Origin of the sequence: Amycolatopsis mediterranei, assembly GCF_026017845.1 — a bacterium.
Lineage (GTDB): Bacteria > Actinomycetota > Actinomycetes > Mycobacteriales > Pseudonocardiaceae > Amycolatopsis > Amycolatopsis mediterranei.
In genome coordinates this window covers 3,835,952-3,853,988 of the sequence record NZ_CP100416.1, presented here as the reverse complement: position 1 = coordinate 3,853,988, position 18,037 = coordinate 3,835,952, and the positions used below count along the sequence as shown (strand labels likewise).

Below are 18,037 nucleotides of genomic sequence, written 5' to 3'. Positions count from 1 at the left end.
GCGGCCCATGCCGCACCACTGCGAGCCATAGCCGGAGAAGACGAAGACGACCCCACTCCCACCCGAGCGCCCCAAGGGGGCCTTGGTTGCGTTCAACGCACCCAATGTGGCCTTCGGTGCGTTGAACGCACCGAAGGCCACATTGGGGCGCTCGTGTCCCTTGGCCAGCTCGCGCAGGGCCTCGACCACTTCGGCCCGGCTCTCGGCGACCACCGCCCCGCGCACCGGCAAGTGGTCCCGCCGGTGTGCCAAGGTCGCCGCGACCGCGTCGAGCGGCGCCGCACCGTCCGACAGCCAGTCCGCCAGCTCCGCCGCCCGTGCCCGCAGCACCTCCGCCGACCGCGCCGAGAGCGCGAACACCTGCGGCCCGCCGGCACCGGCCCGGGGCGGGAACGCCGCCGTCGGCCACTCCTCGACCACGACATGCGCGTTCGTCCCGCCGAACCCGAACGCCGACACCCCGGCCCGCGCCGTCCCCGAATACCGCGGCCAGTCCACACCGGACTCGACCACCCGCAGCCCCGTGAAGTCGATGTGCGGGTTCGGCTCGCGGAAGTGGAGGCTCGGCGGCAGCCGCCGGTGCGTCATCGCCAGCACCACCTTCACCAGCCCGGTGATGCCGGCCGCGCCTTCGAGGTGGCCCAGGTTGCTCTTCACCGAACCCAGCAGCAGCGGACGCCCGGGACAACGCCCCGCCCCGAGCACCGCCGCCAGCGCGCCCGCCTCCAGCGGGTCGCCCAGCGGCGTCCCGGTGCCGTGCGCCTCGACGTAGTCCACAGAGGACGGATCGACGCCGGCCGTGGCGTACGCGTCGCGCAGCAACGCCGCCTGGGCCTCGGGGTTGGGCGCCGTCAGGCCGTTGGACCGGCCGTCGGAGTTCACCGCGCTGCCGCGGATCAGCGCCAGCACCCGGTCCCCGGCCTGCCGCGCCGCCCGCAGCGTCTTCAGCACGACCACGCCGCAGCCTTCGCCGCGGGCGATCCCGTCGGCGCCGGCGTCGAACGGCTTGCAGCGGCCGTCCGCGGCCAGCACCCCGGCCCGGTGGAAGCCGGCGGTGATGCCGGGCGAGAGGAGGACGTTCACCCCGGCGGCGAGCGCCGTCTCGCTCTCGCCGCGGCGCAGGCTCTGCACCGCCTGGTGCACCGCGACCAGCGAAGACGAGCACGCGGTGTCCAGGGTGAGGCTGGGCCCGCGCAGGTCGAGCAGGTACGACACCCGGTTCGCCGCGATGCTCGCCGCCGCGCCGGTCCCGGCCCAGACGTCGACCCGCGGGACGTCGGTCATCGTCAGCGAGCCGTACTCGGTGGCCGACAGCCCGACGAACACCCCGGTCCGGCTGCCGCGCAGGGTGGCCGGCGGGATCCCCGCGTGCTCCAGCGCCGCCCAGACCACCTCGAGGAGGATCCGCTGCTGCGGGTCCATCGCCTCGGCTTCGCGCGGGGTGATGCCGAAGAACGCCGCGTCGAACCCGGCGACGTCGTCGAGGAACCCGCCCCGCGACGGCACGCCGGCGAGGTCTTCAGCCGGGGCGAACGTCTCCCAGCGGCCTTCGGGTACGTCGCCGATGCCGTCGCCGCCGGCTTCGAGGAAACGCCAGAACGCTTCCGGGGACTCGATCCCGCCGGGCAGCCGGCAGCCGAGGCCGACGACCGCGATCGGCTCGCTGTCCTCCGGCAGCGGTACGTACGCCGCCTCATTCTCCACAGTGGACAGACGGGCGGCGAGCGCGGTGATCGTCGGGTACTGCCACACCAGGGTCGGGGACAGCAGGCGGCCGGTGAACTCGCCCAGGTCGGCCGCCAGGCTCGCCGCGTCCCGTGAGGACAGTCCGGTTTCGTGCAGCGGCCGGTCGACGTCCACGTCGCCGAGGCGCGCGAGCAGCCAGGCGCGGATCGCCGCGGCGTCCGGCGCGTTCATCCGAGCCGCCGGGCGGTGAGCGCACCGTCCAGATAGGACATCCGGCACCGGGCCCGGCTGATCTTGCCGCTGGAGGTGCGGGGCACCTCGCCCGGCGCCAGGAAGACGACGTCGTGCAGGCGCAGGCCGTGCCCGGCCGACACCGCCGCCCGCAGGGCCGCGGCCGCCTCGGTGACGTCGGCCTCGGTGTCCTTCGCGCGTTCCAAGACGACGACCGCCGCTTCCCCGTCGTCGCCGCCGATCGCGAAGGCGGCGGCCGAATGCGGCCGGACGGCCGGGTGTTCCTCGACGGTCTGCTCGATGTCCTGCGGGTAGTGGTTGCGGCCGTCCACGACGACCAGGTCCTTCAGCCGGCCCGTCACGAACAGCTCGCCGTCGAACACCACGCCGAGGTCGCCGGTCGCCAGCCAGCCCGCACCGGTGTCCGGATCGAGCGGGGGCAGGCCGAAAGTGGCCACCGACGCTTCGGTCCGGCCCCAGTAGCCACGGCCGACGTTCGGGCCGCTGACCCGGATTTCGCCGACCTCGCCCGGCTCGGCGGGCGCCCCGGTCACCTGGTCGGCGATCCGCACCCGCTGACCGACCGGGCGGCCGCACGAGACGAGCGTCGTGGCGGACGCGTCCGCGGCGGCCGGCACCGCGTACCCGGCGGCGAGCCGGGTCCGGTCGAACGTGACCTGCCGGGGCGGTTTTCCCGCGTCCGTCACGGAAACCAGCACGGTGGCCTCGGCCAGGCCGTAGGAGGAGCGGTGCACCTCCGGCCGCAGCCCGCAGCCGGCGAAGGCGTCGTGGAACTTGGCGATCGTGGCCGGCAGCACCGGTTCGCTGCCGTTGATCAGCGAGACGACCCGGCTCAGCTCGAGGTACAGCTTCTCGTCCTCGGTGACGCGGGAAGCGCAGTAGGCGTAGGCGAAGTTCGGAGCCGCGCTGATCGCGCCGGGACTGGCCGAGAGCGCGCGCAGCCAGCGCGCGGGCCGTTCGAGGAACGCCAGCGGGTCCATCAGGACCGACTCCAGGCCGCCGGCCATCGGCGCGCCGATGCCGAGGATCAGCCCCATGTCGTGGAACAGCGGCAGCCAGCTGACCGCCGACGTGGTCCCGCTTTCGGCGCCGTAGGCCGCACAGGCCTGACGGGCGTTGGCGAGCACGTTGCGGTGGGTCAGCACGACCCCGGCGGGCGAGCGCGTCGAGCCGGACGTGTACTGCAGGTAGGCCGGGGCGTCGGGATCGGGCTCGGGCCACTGGCGCGCCCCGGCCGGCGGCACGGCGTCGACGTCGACCACCACCGGGTCGACCGTGGAACCGGCGAGGAACCGGGTGACCGCCTCGTCTTCGGCGGCCGTGGTCAGCACGACCCGCGGGCCGCAGTCGGCGAGCGCCGCGGCCAGCCGCCCGGCGTGCCCGGGCAAGTCGGGCGCGAACAGCGGCACCGCGACCAGCCCCGCCCGCAGCGCGCCGAGGAACGCGACGACGTAGCCGGCGGATTGCCCGGCCAGCACCGCCGCCCGCTCCCCCGGACCGGCCACTTCGGACAGCCGGGCCGCGACCGCGTCGACCCGCTCGTCGAGCTCGCGCCAGGTGAGCGTGACCGCCCGGCCGTCGCCGCCGTCGCGGTGGTCGAGGTGGGTCACGGCGATCCGGTCGCCGAGGCGGCGCGCCCAGTGACCGAGCAGGGTCGCGAAAGACTCGCCGCCGTCGACGGGCGCACCGGTGACGGGAACCGGCCGGGAAATGGTTTCCATGCATCCTCGCAGAGAGCGTTTACCGGCGCAGTGAATAACCGCGCCGGTGCGGTTGTCAACGATTCGATCTGGCGATACTCACGGGGAAACGGGTCAGGGGACCGCACGTTTGTCACGCGGCGACGAGGTCTCGGCGAGCCGGGTTCCGGGCACGCGCACGGCCAGCAGCGCGCCGGCGAACGTCAGCCCGGCCGCGACGAGCAGGCCCGCGGTGTACCCACCGGCCAGTGCCGCCCCGGCGGGAACACCCGCTTCGAGCCGCGCCGCGCGCACCGACGTCAGCACCGCGCCGATCAGCGCGACGCCGAGCGCGCTCGACAATTCCCGGCCCGCGGTGAGCAATCCCGACGCCGTGCCGGCGTACCGCTCGGCCACGACGTCGAGCGCGTGCGACGTCATCGGGACGGTGAAGGCCGAACCCGCGCCGATCAGGACCAGACCGGGCACCCGTGGCCACGGCGCGGGGACGTGGTTCACCGCGGCGAGCGCGAGCAGTCCCGCCCCCACCACGGCCAGCCCGGCCGCCACCGTCCGAAGTGGACCGTGCCGGGCGACGGCCGCCGGCACCAGCGGCGTCGCGGCGACGACCGCCACCGCGACCAGCACCAGGGGCAGTCCGGCGCCGACCGGACCGAGCCCCAGGAACTCCTGGTGCAGCAACGGCGTGAAGAAGAAGATCCCGGAAATCCCCAGTCCCCACAGCAGCTGCAAGCCGAGCGAGCCGAGGAACACCCGGTTGCCGGTCAGGGCCGACGGGACCAGCCGGTCGGCCGCCCGCCGTTCCCGCACGAGGAACGCCACCCCGAACGCCGTCCCCGCGGCGAGCAGCGGGATCCGGAGCCGGGGTTCGGCCAGCGCGGTGGTGAGCAGCACCAGGCTCGCCGTCACCAGGATCATCGCCGACGCCGGTGGCGCGCGGGTCCCCGCGTCGCGCCCGGGTGGCACGGTCGACGGGAGCAGCACGAGCATCGCGGCCACGAACGGAAGGTTGACGAAGAAGATCCAGGCCCAGCCGCAGTACTCGCTCAGCACACCGCCGAGGGCCGGGCCGAGGGCCAGCGCGGCCGCGAGGTAGGCGGTCCAGACCGCCGCGCCGAGCGTCCGGCCGCGCGCGTCGAGGTTGGTCCGCAGCAGGCTCAGCAGGCCCGGCACCAGGAACGCGGCCGCCAACCCCTGGAGCACCCGGGCGGCGACCAGCAGCCACGCCGAACCCGCCAGACCGCCCGCCGCCGCGCCGAAGCCGAACGCGAGGAGGGCACCGGTCAGGGCCGGGCGCCGGCCCCAGCGATCGACCAGCGCGCCCGCCACCGGCAGGAGCCCGGCGAACGGGAGCATGTAGCCGAGCGCGACCCATTGCAGCGCTCCGACGTCCAGGCCGAGATCGCGGGCGATGGACGGCGCGCCCGCGGCGACGATCGTGTTGTCCAGCGTCGTGACGAACGCGCCGAGCGCGAGCACGACCAGCGTCCGCCGGCTCATCGCGCGCTCCCCACCAGGTCGCCGGTGACCACGGCTTTCCGGTGCGGGAACCACCAGTTCGCCGCCCCGAGCCGGGCCATCACCGCGGGGACGAGCACGCACCGGACCACGACGGCGTCCAGGAGCACGGCGACGGTCAGCCCGACGCCCGCCTCGCGCACCACCCGGGCGTCCACGAAGGCGAACGAGACGAACACCAGCGCCATGATCAGCGCGGCCGCGGTGATGGTCCGGCCGGTCGCCGTGACGCCGTCGACGACGGCCGCACGGGTGTCGCCGTGGCGGCGCCACGCCTCCTGGATGCGGGCGATGAGGAAGACCTCGTAGTCCATCGACAGCCCGAACAGCCCGGCGAACAGGAAGACGGGCAGGTAGGGCTCGATCGGGCCGCCGAAGGCGAACACCACCGCGCCGGTCGTCGCGGCGGCGGTCAGCAGGTTCATCACCGCCGCGGTGAGCGGGATCAGCACGCTGCGGAACACCCAGGCCAGCAGCAGGACCGAAATCCCGACGACGGCGGCGAGGAACAACGGCAGCCGTGCGGTGATCGCTTTCGCGAAGTCGGCCCGGGCCGCGACGACCCCGCCGACGTGCGCGTCCGGGCTGCCGACGACCCTGGCCATCACCCGCGTCGACGCGAGCAGCTCGCCGGTGGCCGGATCGCCGGGACCCGTCCGCGGGAGCACCGTCAGCAACCACGTTCCGCCGGGCAGCGCGGTGGGCGGGCCGACGTCGGCGCTCGCGAGCAGCGCTTCCCGCAGCGCGCCCACCGACTCGCCGCCGGTCCCGACCACCAGCAGCGCCGCGTCGGCGCCCGGCCCGAAGCCCTCTTCGAGCAGCTCGGCCGCGGTCCGCGTGACGCTGCCGGGCGGGTCGAGCGCGGCGTCCGGCACACCGAGCCGCAGGCCGGTCGTCGGCAGCGCGAGCACGGCCACGACCAGCACGGCCGCCAGGGTGTACGGGCCGGGACGCGCGGTCACCGACCGCGCGAGCCGTGCCCACCGGACGCCATCGCCGTCCGGGCGCAGGCTCATCCGGCGGCCCAGGAGCCGCAGCAGCGCCGGCAGCAGGGTGAGGGCGGCGAACGCGGTGAGCAGCACCGAGACCGCGGCGGCGGCCGCGATTCCGTCCAGGAACGGCAGGCCGACGGTGAGCATCCCGGCGAGCGAGACGCACACGGTGACACCGGCGAAGACCACGCTGCGGCCGGAGGTCGCGGCCGCGACGGCCAGCGCCGCCGCCGGCCCGGCACCGTCCCGGCGGCCCTGCCGGTAGCGGGTCAGCACGAACAGCGCGTAGTCGACGCCGACGCCGAGCCCGAGCAGCGCGGCGATCTCGGTGCTGATCTTCGGCACGGTCATGACGTGCGACACGAGCGTCACCGCGGCCAGGGCGCAGCCGACCGAAACCGCCGCCGTGAGGACCGGGAGCGCGACGCAGGTCAGCGAGCCGAAGGCCACCAGCAGCACGACGGCCGCGGCGAGCAGGCCGATCCCCGCGTTGCCCAGGTCGGGCGCTGCGGCCGTCATCGCGGCGAGCTCTCCGGAAACGCCGGCGGTGAGGCCCTCGGCGTCACGGACGGTGGCGGCTAGCGCGTCGGCCGTCCCCTGCCCGAGATCGGCGGCCGGGGCGTCGAACCGCACGGTGAGCACCGCGGTCCGCCGGTCGGCGGACACCGCACCGGGCAGCGGATCGACGGACACGACGTGCGGCACCGCCGCCAGCCGGACGGCGAGCGCGTCGAGCCGGGCGCGGCCCGTGCCGCTGTCGACCGGGCCGTCCTCCGCGCGGACGACGACGCGTTCCCCGGCGCCACCGGCCCCGAAGGCGCGCAGCAGGTTCGCCGCCACCGTGCTGTCCGCGTCGGGCAGGTCCACCGTGTCGCGGAAGGCCGCGCCGGTGTGCGTCGCGGCGGTCACCAGCCCGCCCAGCGCCAGCAGCCACAGCACGATCACGACGCCGGCCCGGCGGAAACACCAGGAAACGAGCGCCGTCATCGGTGTTCTCCTCCCGCGTGCCGGTTGATCACGCTAACAACGGGAAGGGGCGCGAAGATACCGTCCCGGTTCACAAATCGGATTCCGGAAACCTTTGCCGCGGTTAGTGTTCCCGCCTTTGTCCGGCAGGTGACAAACTCCGGTGGGGCCGTTGAGCCCGGCGTGACAGAACCCGCTCCCCGGGCAGGGGCGGCGGTTGCCAAGTCCGTTCCCGTGTGAGTACATGACGTCGGTGCCGAGCACGGCGCGGACTCTCCACGAGGCGCGGCAAGGGGTGTGAGCCATGACCCGGACGATCACGCAGGCGGCGATTCCGCAGCCGCGGGGCACCGGCCGCGCGCGGCAGCTGTGGTGCTCGCTGCCGACGGAACTCGCGCGGCGGTTCCGGCCGCACGCCGACCAGTTCGCCCGGCGGATCCTCGAGGAGGTCCAGCGGGCCGTCCCCGAATACGCCAAGCCCCTCGAGGGCGAGTTCGGCAAGGTGATCGTGCTCGCGATCGAGCAGGCGGTGCTCGGCTGCATCGACAGCATCGAGGACCTGGCGTCCACACAGGACACCGGGGCGAAGCTGTTCAGGGAGGTCGGCAAGCGCGTGCACCACGACGGCGGCAGCCTCAATTCCCTGCAGGCCGCCTACCGCGCGGGTGGCCGCGCGGCGTGGCACTACATAGCCGAACTGGGGCAGGCCCACCGGTTCCCGGCGGCCGTGCTGTGCGTCGGCGCGGAAGCCGTTTTCGCTTACGTGGACGAGATTTCTTCGTACTCGGTCGAGGGGTACACCCTGGCGCAGGCGATGGCGAGCGGCACGCTCGAACGACGGCGGCGCCGGCTGTTCGAACTGCTGCTGGCCACTCCGCCCTCGTCCCCGGCCACGCTGGCGACGATGGCCAAGGCGGCGGAGTGGACGGTGCCGGAGTGGGTCACGGTCGTCGCGCTCGACCCGCGGACCGAGCAGCACCCGCCGCCGTCCCCGCAGCTGGCCGACGACGTGCTGCTCGACCTGGACGGCCCCGAGCCGTGCCTGCTGACCCCGAACCCCGAGCGCGACCTGCGGGGCCTCGAAGGCCGCCTGTCTGGCTGGCGCGCCGCGGCCGGCCCCCGGGTCCGCCCGGCCGACGCGGCGACGTCGCTGCTGTGGGCCCGCCGCACGCTCGACCTCCTCCGCCGCGGCCTGGCCGGCGACGGCCCGGTCGCGCACACGGCCGACCACCTGGCGACGCACTGGCTGCTGCTCGACCGCTTCCTGCTGGACGAGCTGTCGGCGAAGGCACTCGCCCCCTTCGCGGGCCTGACGGTGAAGCAGCAGACCCGGCTGGCCGAAACATTGCTGAGCTGGCTGGAGCACAACGGGAACACGCCGGAGATCGCGCAGGCCCTGCGGATCCACCCCCAGACGGTCCGCTACCGGGTGAGCCAGCTGAGCGAACTGTTCGGCGACCGGCTGGCGGATCCGGCGAAACGCCTGGAGATCCAGATGGCGCTGTCCGCCCACCGGCTGCTGGGCACCCGGCCGCCCACGGGCGACCGCTGACGGGCCGAGGCCGCCTTCACTGCCCTGGAGGCGGCCTCGGTCCTTGACCGTGCGCGGCCGCGAATCTAAGGTCGATCCAGGCTGTTAGCGCTAACAGTCGGTTGGAGGACCCACCGATGACCGCACCCGAACTCACCCGGGAGTTGTTCGGCCAGGCCGGCGGCACCGACGTCCACCGGTACACGCTGGGGCGGCCCGGCGGGCCGGTCGTGCGCGTGCTCGACTACGGCGGCGTGCTCCAGTCGCTGGAGGCACCGGACCGCGACGGCCGCCCCGGCAACGTCGTGCTCGGCTACGCGGACCTCGACGCCTACGTCGCCAACAACCGGCCCGAGGCGGACCGCGTGTTCCTCGGCGCGGTGATCGGCCGGTTCGCCAACCGGATCGCCGGCGGCACCTTCACCCTCGACGGCGTCCAGTACCGGGTGCCGCTCAACAACGGCAAGAACAGCCTGCACGGCGGCCCGGCCGGGTTCGACACGCGGATCTGGACGGCGGCCGAAATCCGCGACGGCGACGGTGTCGCGGTGCAGCTCACGCTGGTCAGCCCGGACGGCGACCAGGGCTACCCCGGCCGGCTCACCGCCGAGGTCACCTACCGCCTCGACGCGCGCGACCGGCTGCGCATCACCTACCGCGCGACCACCGATGCGCCGACGGTGGTCAACCTGACCAACCACACCTACTGGAACCTGGCCGGCGAAGGGGCGGGCGACGTCCACGAGCACCGGCTGGAGATCGCCGCGAGCCGGTTCTGCCCGACCGGCGACGACCTGATCCCGGCCGGTGACCCGGTCCCGGTCGAGGGCACGCCCTTCGACTTCCGCCGGGGAGCGCCGATCGGCGCCCGCGTCGGCGAGCCCGACCCCCAGCTGGTGATCGGCCAGGGCTACGACCACAACTGGGTGCTCGACGACGGCGCGCCGTTCGCGGCCCGCGCGTGGGACCCGGCGTCCGGGCGGCTGCTCACCATGTGGACGACCGAGCCGGGCCTGCAGTTCTACTCCGGCAACTACCTCACCGCGGCCCTCACCGGCACCGGCGGCCGCCCGTACCACCGCGGCGCCGGCTTCGCGCTGGAGGCCCAGCACTTCCCCGACTCCCCCAACCGCCCGGACTTCCCCAGCACGGTGCTGCGCCCCGGCGAGGTCTACCACCAGGAGACGGTGTTCGCCCTGACCACCGCGGACGAGCCGCCGGTGGCGTGAGCGACAATCGCGGGGCGCGCGCGGAGTCCCGCCGCTAGCCTCGCCGGTCATGGGAGATCTTTCCGCCGTCGCCCGGGACCTCACGCCCACCGGCCCGCTGCGCGCCGCGATCAACCTCGGCAATCCCGTGCTCGCGCACGGCACGCCGGCGGAACCGGGCGGGGTCACGGTCGAAATCGCGCACGAGGTGGCGGCGCGGCTGGCCGTCCCGGTGGAGTTCGCCTGCTTCGACGCGGCCCGGAAGTCGTTCGAGGCGCTGACCTCGGGAGCCGCCGACCTGGGCTTCCTGGCGATCGAGCCCGCCCGCGCGGCCGAGGTGGCGTTTACCGGTCCATACGTGCTCATCGAAGGCGTGTATGTCACGGCGGACGGCTCGCCCTTCGCCACCCCGGCCGACGTCGACCGGCCGGACGTCCGGATCGGCGTCAAGCAGGGTTCCGCGTACGACCTCTACCTGACCCGGACCCTCCGGCAGGCCACCATCGTGCGCGGCGAGGACGGTGTCACGGCGTTCGAGGACCAGGGCCTGGACGTCGCCGCCGGGATCCGGCAGCCGATGACCGCCTACGCCGCCGCCCACCCCGGGACCCGCGTGCTGCCCGGACGTTTCATGGAGATCCGGCAGGCGGTCTGCACCACCCCGGACCGCCGCCCCGAGACGATCGCGTTCCTGCACGACCTGGTCGAGGAGCTGAAGGCCACCGGCTTCGTCGCCGACGCGCTGCGCCGCGCGGACCAGGACGCCACGGTCGCCCCGCCCGCCTGACGCGCTATTTGCCGGTCACGCCGTCGATCAGCTCGCGGCCGACGTCCAGGTGCCCGGCGTGCCGGGCGAAGCTCTGCACCAGGTGGCACAGGATCCACGCGAACGTGGGGTGCTCTTCGGCGCCGCCGCGGCGGGTCGTGCGGACGGCCCGGCCGTCCAGCGGGGTGACCGCGGCGAGCCGCGCGCAGTTTTCGCGCTCGGCCAGGAAGAACGCGGTGATGTCCGCCGACGGTTCCGCCGGCGCGACGAACCATTCCTGGTCGGCGGTGCGGGGCCAGGAGAAGTCGACGTCCTCGCCGGCGAACAGGTACCGGATCCAGAAGCGCTCGGTGCAGGCGAGGTGCTTGACCATGCCCAGCGGCGTCCACCCCGACGGCAGCACGCTCCGGCGCAGGTCGCATTCGGAGAGGCCCTCGAGCTTGCGCAGGATGGCGGCGGCGTTGTGGTCGAGGTAGCCCAGCAGCAGCGCGCGCGGATCGGCCAGCGTGGGCGGCGGTTCGGGCGTCTCGACCATGATCGAAAAGCTACTGGGCGGCGGCCCGCGACGCGGTGATCCCGCGCGCCCACGACGGGGTGACCCGAGCGACCCGGCGGACCACCGGACCGGCGCATAGCTTTTCGGTTGCCGTCGTCATCAATACGACATTGCGCCTTATCGACGGTCGAAACGAGTGCTACGTTCCTGGTGGCGGGCAGGTCGAGACCGAGGAGCTGCGATGAGGCTTTCTCCCAGCGCGCACACGGACTCGTTCTGCCGCGACCGGCTGCCACCCGCCGACCAGTGGCCGCGGCTGGTGTTCGACCTGCCGGAGCTGCACTACCCCGGCCGCCTCAACGCCGCGACCGCGTTGCTCGACGAGACCGCCGCCCGCCTCGGCCCGGACCGCCCCTGCCTGCGTTCCCCGCACGAGACGTGGACCTACGGCGACGTCCTGGCCCGCGCCAACCGGATCGCGCACGTCCTCACCGCCGAGCTCGGTATCGTGCCGGGCAACCGCGTGCTGCTGCGCGGCACCAACGCCCCGTGGCTCGCGGCCTGCTGGCTCGGCGTCCTGAAGGCCGGAGCCGTCGCCGTCACGACCATGCCGATGCTGCGCCGCGGCGAGCTCGACAAGATCATCGACCGGGCGCGGCCCACGGTGGCCCTGTGCGACGAGCGCCTGCTCGCCGAACTGCCGCCGACGCTGCCCGTGGTGCCCTACCGCACAGCGTCCGACAGCACCGGGTCCGGCAGCACCGGGGGCGCCGGACTGGCCGAACGCTGCGCCCGGCACCCGGCGACCTTCGCCGACGTGCCGACGGCCGCCGACGACGTCGCCCTGCTCGCCTTCACCTCCGGCACGACCGGGACACCGAAGGCCACCATGCACTTCCACCGCGACCTGCTCGCCATCGCCGACACGTTCTCCCGGCACGTCCTCCGGCCCACCCCGGACGACCTCTTCTGCGGCACCCCGCCCCTGGCCTTCACCTTCGGCCTGGGCGGCCTCCTGGTGTTCCCGCTGCACGTCGGCGCGTCGGTGCTCCTGCTGGAACGCGCGACACCCCAGGAGCTGGCGTCGATCGTCGCCGAGCAGGCGGTGACGGTGCTGTTCACCGCCCCGACCGCCTACCGCGCGATCCTCGGCTCCGGCGACGGGCCCCTGCTGACCGGGGTCCGCCGTGCCGTCTCCGCCGGGGAGGCGCTGCCCGCCGCCGTGGCCGAGCGGTACCGCGAGGTCGTCGGATCGCCGTTGATCGACGGCATCGGCAGCACGGAGATGCTGCACGTGTTCATCTCCGCCGCGGGCGACGACGCCCGCCCCGGCCGGACGGGCAAGGTCGTCCCCGGCTTCCGCGCCGCCGTCCTGGACGCCGACGGCCGGCCGGCGCCGGACGGCACACCCGGGCTGCTCGCCGTCCAGGGCCCCACCGGCTGCCGCTACCTCGGCGACCCCCGGCAGGCCGACTACGTCCGCGACGGCTGGAACATCACCGGCGACACCTATGTCCGCGAGCCGGACGGCTACTTCCGCTTCGTGGCGCGCAGCGACGACATGATCGTCTCTTCCGGTTACAACATCGCGGCTCCCGAGGTCGAAGAGGTGCTCCTGACGCACCCGGACGTCGAGGAGTGCGCGGTCGTCGGCACGCCCGACCCGGACCGGGGCGCGGTCGTGACGGCCTTCGTCGTGCTCCGGCCCGGCGTCGCCCCGGGCCCGGACGTCGTGCACGCCCTGCAGGAGCACGCCAAAGCCGTTGCCGCGCCGTACAAGTACCCGCGCCGGGTGCGTTTCCTCGACGCACTGCCGCGCAATGCCGGCGGCAAGCTGCAGCGGTACCTGCTGCGCGAGCGCTGACGGGGGTGACGGGCCCGCTGCCGAGGTGGGGTGGCGGTGGGCCCGTCACGTCTGAGGGAGGTCGAGGACATGACTCAAGACTAGCCGACGATTCGAACACATGTTCACGGCCATTCGGGTGGACTCCAACTACGAAAAGTCACCGCAAGCCCGACTTTCTCGGGCGCGGCAACACTTCCGGGTGACAAACAGTCCTCAATGGACAGTCCGTGACCACGGCAGACGAAGACGTCGCCGCCCCGTGGGACGCCGTCACCGGACCCGCCGGCCGGGCCACGCCGGAGCGTCCGTTTCCGGGCCCTCACCGGCAAAACCGCTCACACCGCCCTGACCTGCGCCGAGGACAATCACTCCGGCGCGCCGCCGAGGCGGTGGCAGGCCCCGCGACCGGACCCCATAAAGTCTTCGCGCAGCCATCGGAGGTGACCACCCGCGTGCCCGACGTCGACTACTACGAGGTGCTCGGCCTCCGCCGCGACGCCACGGCGGCCGAAGTCAAGGCGGCCTACCGCCGGCTGGCCAAGACCATGCACCCGGACGGCGGCGGCACGGTCGGCACGTTCCGGCTGCTGCGCGAGGCCTACGACCTCCTGAGCGATCCGGTCGCCCGCGCGCGCTACGACGCCGGCGGCGCGACCGTGGTGCCGGTCCCGGTCCGGCCGCGTCCCCGGCGGCGTTTCGGCGACGAGCCCGGGTTCGTCCCCGACCTGCCCGAGCTGGACGCCGAGGACCTGAGCTGGTGGCACTTCGCCGGGGAGGACACGCGGATGCGGCACGGCCGGCGCCGCGAGCCCGGGCACATGCCGGTGGTCGCCGCGGTGGCCGGGATGGTGTTCGTGCTGCTGCCGCTGGTCACCGGGGCCGGGTTCTCGCCGCCGATGCTCGTCGTCTGGCTGCTGCTGACGGCCGGCACGGCGCTGCTGGTCCAGCGGCTGGCGCGCGGGTACCTGCGGGCCGCGAAGGCGCGCGAGGCGTACGCCGCGGAGTTCGGCGGCCGCACGGTGTTCGGCGCGCCCGGCACCGAGCGCGACGAGCTGGCCGAGCGGCTCACCGCCGACCTGCTCGAGGGCTACCTGACCCGGCTGCCGGGCGCCCGCATCTTCCACGGCCTGGCCTGGCCGGGCTCGGTGTTCGCCGACGTCGACCACGCGGTGCTGTGCGGGAAGCGGCTGGTGCTCATCGAGTCGAAGCTGTGGCTGCCGGGCCACTACGAAACGGCGGAGGACGGCAGGCTGCTGCGCAACGGCCGCCCGTTCCGCGGCGGCGGCAGCCGGCTCGAAGAGAGCCTGGCGGCCTACCGCGAGCTGCTGCCGGGAGTGGCGCTGCGGGGCGCGATGATCGTGTACCCGAGCCGCAGCGGCGACCTGACCACGGCGGACCCGGGCGAGCTGGCGGTCGCGCCGATGACACCGGAAGAGTTCCTGCACGAGATCGGCGAGTGGCTGGCGGCGGATCCGTCCACAGTGGACCACGACACGCTGCGGACGATGCGCGACCAGGTGGTCGGCGGCGGTCGCGCGGCATGAGCAGCCCCCGTTTTCCACGCTACCCGAAGGCACCGACAGTTCCGGGGGCTTGGCGTGCTCGCCTTCGGCTCGGCGGCCACTCCGGCGCCGGCAACGGCGGCCCCGCGGCGTGAGTCCCGCCGCGACCCTCGCCACGGTCCTGCTGGCCTACCTCCCGGCCGCGATCTCGCCCGGCCCGAACTTCGTCCTCATCGCGCACACGGCCGCCACCGGGACGCGCCGGACCGCGGTGGCGATCGCGCTCGGGGTGGTCGCCGCGGGCGGGCTGCTGGCCGCGGTCGCCGTCTTCGGACTGGGCGGCGTGCTGGCCAGGACGCCGTGGCTGGCGACGGCGCTGCGCGTGACGTGCGGCGGCTATCTGGCGTGGCTGGGCGTGCGGCTGTGGTGGCACGCCCGCGCGCCCGCCGATCCCGGCGGTCCCGGCGGTCCCGGCGGTCCCGTGGTGCCCGACGAGGGCGGCGTGGCGGCCACCCCGCCGGCCCAGGCGACGGCCCCGCCGCCCCAGGACGCGGCGGCGACCACCCCGCCGGACCAGGCCGCGACCCCGCCGCCCCAGCGCGAGTTGGCGGGCACCCCGCCGAGCCAGGCCACGATCCCGCCTCCCCAAGGCGAGGTGGCGCCCGCCCCGCCGGACCGGGACGAGGTGGCACCCACCCCGTCAGACCAAGAAAGGCCGGCCCGGCCCGGCAGCGCCTTCCGCCGCGGCGTCGTCAGCAACCTCACCAACCCCAAGGCCGCCGCGTTCTTCGGCAGCGTCCTCACCGCGACCCTCCCTCCGACCGAACCCGTCGCCGTGCGAGCCGCCGCCGTCGCCCTGATCGTCGCCGTCTCGGCCGGCTGGCACCTGAGCGTGGCGCTGCTGTTCTCCTCCCCCGTCACCCAGCAGTGGTACGCCCGCGCCGAACCGGCCCTCAACCGCGTCGTGGGCACCGTTCTCGTCGTTCTGGGCCTGACCCTCGCCGTAACGCCGTGAAGGCCTCCCCGCGCCGGCGAGGAGGCCTTCACGAAACGAACCGAACGAACTCCTAACCGAGCCGGACTACCGGACGCCGCCCGAAGCGCGCTGCTTCTGCGCGTGCGCGGAGCGGGTGCAGACCTCGCCGACGTCGACCGTCTGGCCGCGGTCGGCGAAGACGTCCGCGACGCCGACGAGCTTGCCGTTCGGGGCCGAGCAGGTCAGCTGGTAGGCCTCCTTCGTGCCGTAGGTCGGCGGGATCGGCGACGAGAACGACACGTCGCCGGTCCAGTCGTCGACCGCGTTCGGGTCGGTCTGGTCGTAGTTGACCACCACGGCCTTGTAGTCGCCGGCCGGCGGGTCGAACAGCACGGCGTGCTCGGACGTCGTGCCGCCGTTCGCCGACGAGGTGACCAGGTTGCCCGCCGCGTCGTAGACGTAGAGGTCCCAGTCGGTCGTGGTGTTCTTCCAGTTGATGTTGACGCTGAACTTCCCGTTGTCGACCTTCGGCAGGCCGTCGACGTGGAAGGTGAAGCTCTCCGCCGTCGCGTCCGTCGGGTAGTTCTGGTTGATCGGCGGCACCCCGGCCGGGTTGGCGACCGCGAAGCCCTGCTGCGCCGGGCCCTGCGGGTCGCGCCCGTACCGGCCGGCCACGTACGGCCGCGTCGACGGGTTGACCGACCACGCGAAGCGCCCGCCGGTGGCGGTGAACTTCGAGTTCAGGTCGTCGGTGATGTAGAGCGGCGGCTTGGTGGAGCCGTCGGGCTGGATCACCGGCGACGTCGGCGTCTGGAACGTCTTGTGCAGCTTGAGCTGGTAGTTCTTCGGCGCCGAGCCGATCAGCGTGGAGTGCTGCTGCGGGTCGGCCGCGTTGCCCAGCATGTCCAGGAACGCCTGGCGGTTGCCGCCCTTGCCGGCGCCGGCCGCCGGGGCCAGGCCCGCGTACTCGGCCACGACGCTGTCGGCGTAGGGACCGTGGAAGCCGTTGCCGCCGACCTCGATCGTGAAGCCCCAGCCGGCGGTGGCCCAGTACGACCAGTCCTCGGTGGTGCCGGTCGTGTCGTAGAGCGCCCAGCTCGGCTCGCTCGTGTAGCCGTTGCGCGAGGCCAGCTTGTCGCCGAGGGCCTTGTACTGCGGCTCCTCCAGCGGCGGGCGGACGTCCGCCACGCCCGGCGGGCGCAGCACCAGCGCGGCGACGGTGTGCATCGTCAGCAGGTTCGTCACCTGGCGCGAGGACACGATCGAGCGCACGTTCCGCACCTCGGGCTCGCTGAACGGCGCGGACCCGCGGAAGGTGTCGCCGCTCCAGGCCAGCTCGGCGCCGTTGCCGCCCCAGAAGCCGCCGTAGTTGCGGTTGGGGTCGGTGCCGCGCAGGCGGCCGCCCGGGTTCGCCTTGCACACGCCGGTGGCGTACTGCGGCGGCGAGTCGTTGACGTTGCAGTTCTTGCGCTTCATTTCATAGTCGAACCGGGTGAAGTCGCCCTTGGGCTCGGCCTCGCGGGAGATCTCGAAGCCGTCCGGGTTGATGATCGGCACGACGATGTTGCGCGTCTTGCCGACCAGCGACCGGATGGCGGGGTCACGCGAGTAACCGTTGACCAGCTCGTACGCCCACTCCATGACGTGCTCGCCGGCCGGCCACTCCCGGGCGTGGTGCACGCCCATGGTGAAGTTCACCGGCTTGCCGTCGGTCAGGTTCTTGACGTCCGTGGCGATTTCGACGCCGACGACGTCCCGGCCTTCCCAGGTCGACTCCGGCATGGTGAACGCCGAAACCAGGTTCGGGTTCTTGCGGGCGAGTTCCTTCATTTCGAAGTTGTACTCGTAGAGGTGCCGGTAGCTGGTGCGCCCGGACGGCAGCGCCGAAGCGTCCGTCTTCGCGGCGTACTGGCGGTCGGTCTTCGCGTCCTGGACGGACTTGGCCGACAGGTCCGCCTCGACGACCTTCGACTTGAAGCCGCTGTTCTTCAGCGTCTGGCGGTCGGCGTCGTCGGCGAGGACGACCTCGACCCCGGTCGCGTCACCCTTCTCCGTGACGTCGAGGCCGAGTGCGGTCAGCTTGTTCTTGTCGGCGCGCGTCGGCGTCTCGACGCGGACGAGCTCGGCGCGCTGGGCCGCCGGGGTCGTCCCGGTCGGCGTGCCCTGCGGCGTCAGCGCCAGGAAGTCGACACCCAGCTGGGCCTGACCGGCCGAGCCGGCGTAACGGCAGCCCTGGACGACGAGCTCCTGCCCCTTCTTCACGAAGCTTTCGGCGAGTTCGTGGCTGCGCAACGCCGCCGAGGCGGCGACCACCGTGCCGGTGGCCTTGTCGAACACGGCGACGTCCCAGTCACCCTCCGCACCCTGCACCGGCTTGAGCCGCGCCTGGACGAGACCGTCCACGGTGGACGTCACCTCGCGGCGATCGGTGCCCGACGTGCCCAGGGGCAGGACCTTCGCGAAGCAAGAGCGGGCGACCGACTTGTCGGCGCGCAGGATGTTCTGCGCCGCACCCGCGGTGCCGGACGGCAACACGACGAACGTTCCGGCCAGCGCGACGGCCGAAGCCAGCATCACCAGCCGTCTTGGTGAATTCCC

General features: G+C 73.7%; 12 protein-coding genes. 6 read left to right on the top strand and 6 right to left on the bottom strand.

Going from position 1 to position 18,037, the window contains the following annotated elements; translation table 11 throughout:
• From ISP_RS18160 to ISP_RS18145, 4 genes are all read right to left on the bottom strand, one after another.
• On the bottom strand, window positions 1–1,917 hold a 1,917-nt coding region (locus ISP_RS18160), incomplete at its 3' end, for a type I polyketide synthase (RefSeq protein ID WP_265049906.1).
• On the bottom strand, window positions 1,914–3,659 hold the full coding sequence (locus ISP_RS18155; RefSeq protein ID WP_013225225.1) for a fatty acyl-AMP ligase: 1,746 nt from the start codon (window positions 3,657–3,659) through the stop codon (window positions 1,914–1,916). The genes ISP_RS18155 and ISP_RS18160, both read right to left, overlap by 4 nt.
• A gap of 93 nt (window positions 3,660–3,752) precedes the next feature.
• Window positions 3,753–5,138: an MFS transporter gene (locus ISP_RS18150; protein WP_013225224.1), complete on the bottom strand. Its 1,386-nt coding sequence runs from the start codon at window positions 5,136–5,138 to the stop codon at window positions 3,753–3,755.
• The gene (locus tag ISP_RS18145) at window positions 5,135–7,135 is read right to left on the bottom strand and encodes an MMPL family transporter (protein ID WP_013225223.1); all 2,001 of its coding nucleotides are present in this window, start codon (window positions 7,133–7,135) and stop codon (window positions 5,135–5,137) included. The genes ISP_RS18150 and ISP_RS18145 overlap by 4 nt, the downstream gene beginning before the upstream one ends.
• A gap of 283 nt (window positions 7,136–7,418) precedes the next feature.
• Between ISP_RS18145 and ISP_RS18140 the strand changes: the two genes are divergently transcribed.
• The 3 genes from ISP_RS18140 to ISP_RS18130 all read left to right on the top strand — a co-directional run bounded on the left by ISP_RS18140 (window position 7,419) and on the right by ISP_RS18130 (window position 10,640).
• Window positions 7,419–8,666: a helix-turn-helix domain-containing protein gene (locus ISP_RS18140; RefSeq protein ID WP_013225222.1), complete on the top strand. Its 1,248-nt coding sequence runs from the start codon at window positions 7,419–7,421 to the stop codon at window positions 8,664–8,666.
• 116 nt (window positions 8,667–8,782) lie between these two features.
• Window positions 8,783–9,874 carry an aldose epimerase family protein gene (locus tag ISP_RS18135; protein WP_013225221.1) on the top strand — a complete coding sequence of 364 codons (1,092 nt, stop codon included), beginning with the start codon at window positions 8,783–8,785 and terminating at the stop codon, window positions 9,872–9,874.
• Between the two features lie 49 nt (window positions 9,875–9,923).
• A complete protein-coding gene (locus ISP_RS18130; RefSeq protein ID WP_013225220.1) occupies window positions 9,924–10,640 on the top strand; it encodes a transporter substrate-binding domain-containing protein in 717 nt (238 codons plus the stop codon).
• A gap of 4 nt (window positions 10,641–10,644) precedes the next feature.
• On the opposite strand, the gene ISP_RS18125 is transcribed toward ISP_RS18130, so the two are convergent.
• Complete coding sequence (locus ISP_RS18125) at window positions 10,645–11,154, bottom strand: DinB family protein (protein ID WP_013225219.1); 510 nt, start codon at window positions 11,152–11,154, stop codon at window positions 10,645–10,647.
• 202 nt (window positions 11,155–11,356) lie between these two features.
• Between ISP_RS18125 and ISP_RS18120 the strand changes: the two genes are divergently transcribed.
• From ISP_RS18120 to ISP_RS18110, 3 genes are all read left to right on the top strand, one after another.
• Window positions 11,357–12,979 (top strand): AMP-binding protein, encoded by a 1,623-nt coding sequence (locus tag ISP_RS18120; protein WP_013225218.1) that lies wholly within the window; start codon window positions 11,357–11,359, stop codon window positions 12,977–12,979.
• A gap of 434 nt (window positions 12,980–13,413) precedes the next feature.
• A complete protein-coding gene (locus tag ISP_RS18115; RefSeq protein ID WP_013225217.1) occupies window positions 13,414–14,505 on the top strand; it encodes a J domain-containing protein in 1,092 nt (363 codons plus the stop codon).
• Between the two features lie 109 nt (window positions 14,506–14,614).
• Complete coding sequence (locus ISP_RS18110) at window positions 14,615–15,478, top strand: LysE family translocator (protein ID WP_013225216.1); 864 nt, start codon at window positions 14,615–14,617, stop codon at window positions 15,476–15,478.
• 66 nt (window positions 15,479–15,544) lie between these two features.
• On the opposite strand, the gene ISP_RS18105 is transcribed toward ISP_RS18110, so the two are convergent.
• Entirely contained in the window at window positions 15,545–18,013 is a 2,469-nt protein-coding gene (locus ISP_RS18105; RefSeq protein ID WP_014466954.1) for a M14 family zinc carboxypeptidase, read from the bottom strand.
• Between the last annotated feature and the right edge of the window lie 24 nt (window positions 18,014–18,037).

What these genes read in the sequence shown, in the direction of transcription:
- ISP_RS18140 (WP_013225222.1), top strand. Translation starts at nt 7,419, where the DNA reads ATGACCCGGACGATCACGCAGGCGGCGATTCCGCAGCCGCGGGGCACC.
- ISP_RS18150 (WP_013225224.1), bottom strand. Translation starts at nt 5,138, where the DNA reads ATGAGCCGGCGGACGCTGGTCGTGCTCGCGCTCGGCGCGTTCGTCACG.
- ISP_RS18125 (WP_013225219.1), bottom strand. Translation starts at nt 11,154, where the DNA reads ATGGTCGAGACGCCCGAACCGCCGCCCACGCTGGCCGATCCGCGCGCG.
- ISP_RS18135 (WP_013225221.1), top strand. Translation starts at nt 8,783, where the DNA reads ATGACCGCACCCGAACTCACCCGGGAGTTGTTCGGCCAGGCCGGCGGC.
- ISP_RS18120 (WP_013225218.1), top strand. Translation starts at nt 11,357, where the DNA reads ATGAGGCTTTCTCCCAGCGCGCACACGGACTCGTTCTGCCGCGACCGG.
- ISP_RS18145 (WP_013225223.1), bottom strand. Translation starts at nt 7,135, where the DNA reads ATGACGGCGCTCGTTTCCTGGTGTTTCCGCCGGGCCGGCGTCGTGATC.
- ISP_RS18130 (WP_013225220.1), top strand. Translation starts at nt 9,924, where the DNA reads ATGGGAGATCTTTCCGCCGTCGCCCGGGACCTCACGCCCACCGGCCCG.
- ISP_RS18155 (WP_013225225.1), bottom strand. Translation starts at nt 3,659, where the DNA reads ATGGAAACCATTTCCCGGCCGGTTCCCGTCACCGGTGCGCCCGTCGAC.
- ISP_RS18105 (WP_014466954.1), bottom strand. Translation starts at nt 18,013, where the DNA reads ATGCTGGCTTCGGCCGTCGCGCTGGCCGGAACGTTCGTCGTGTTGCCG.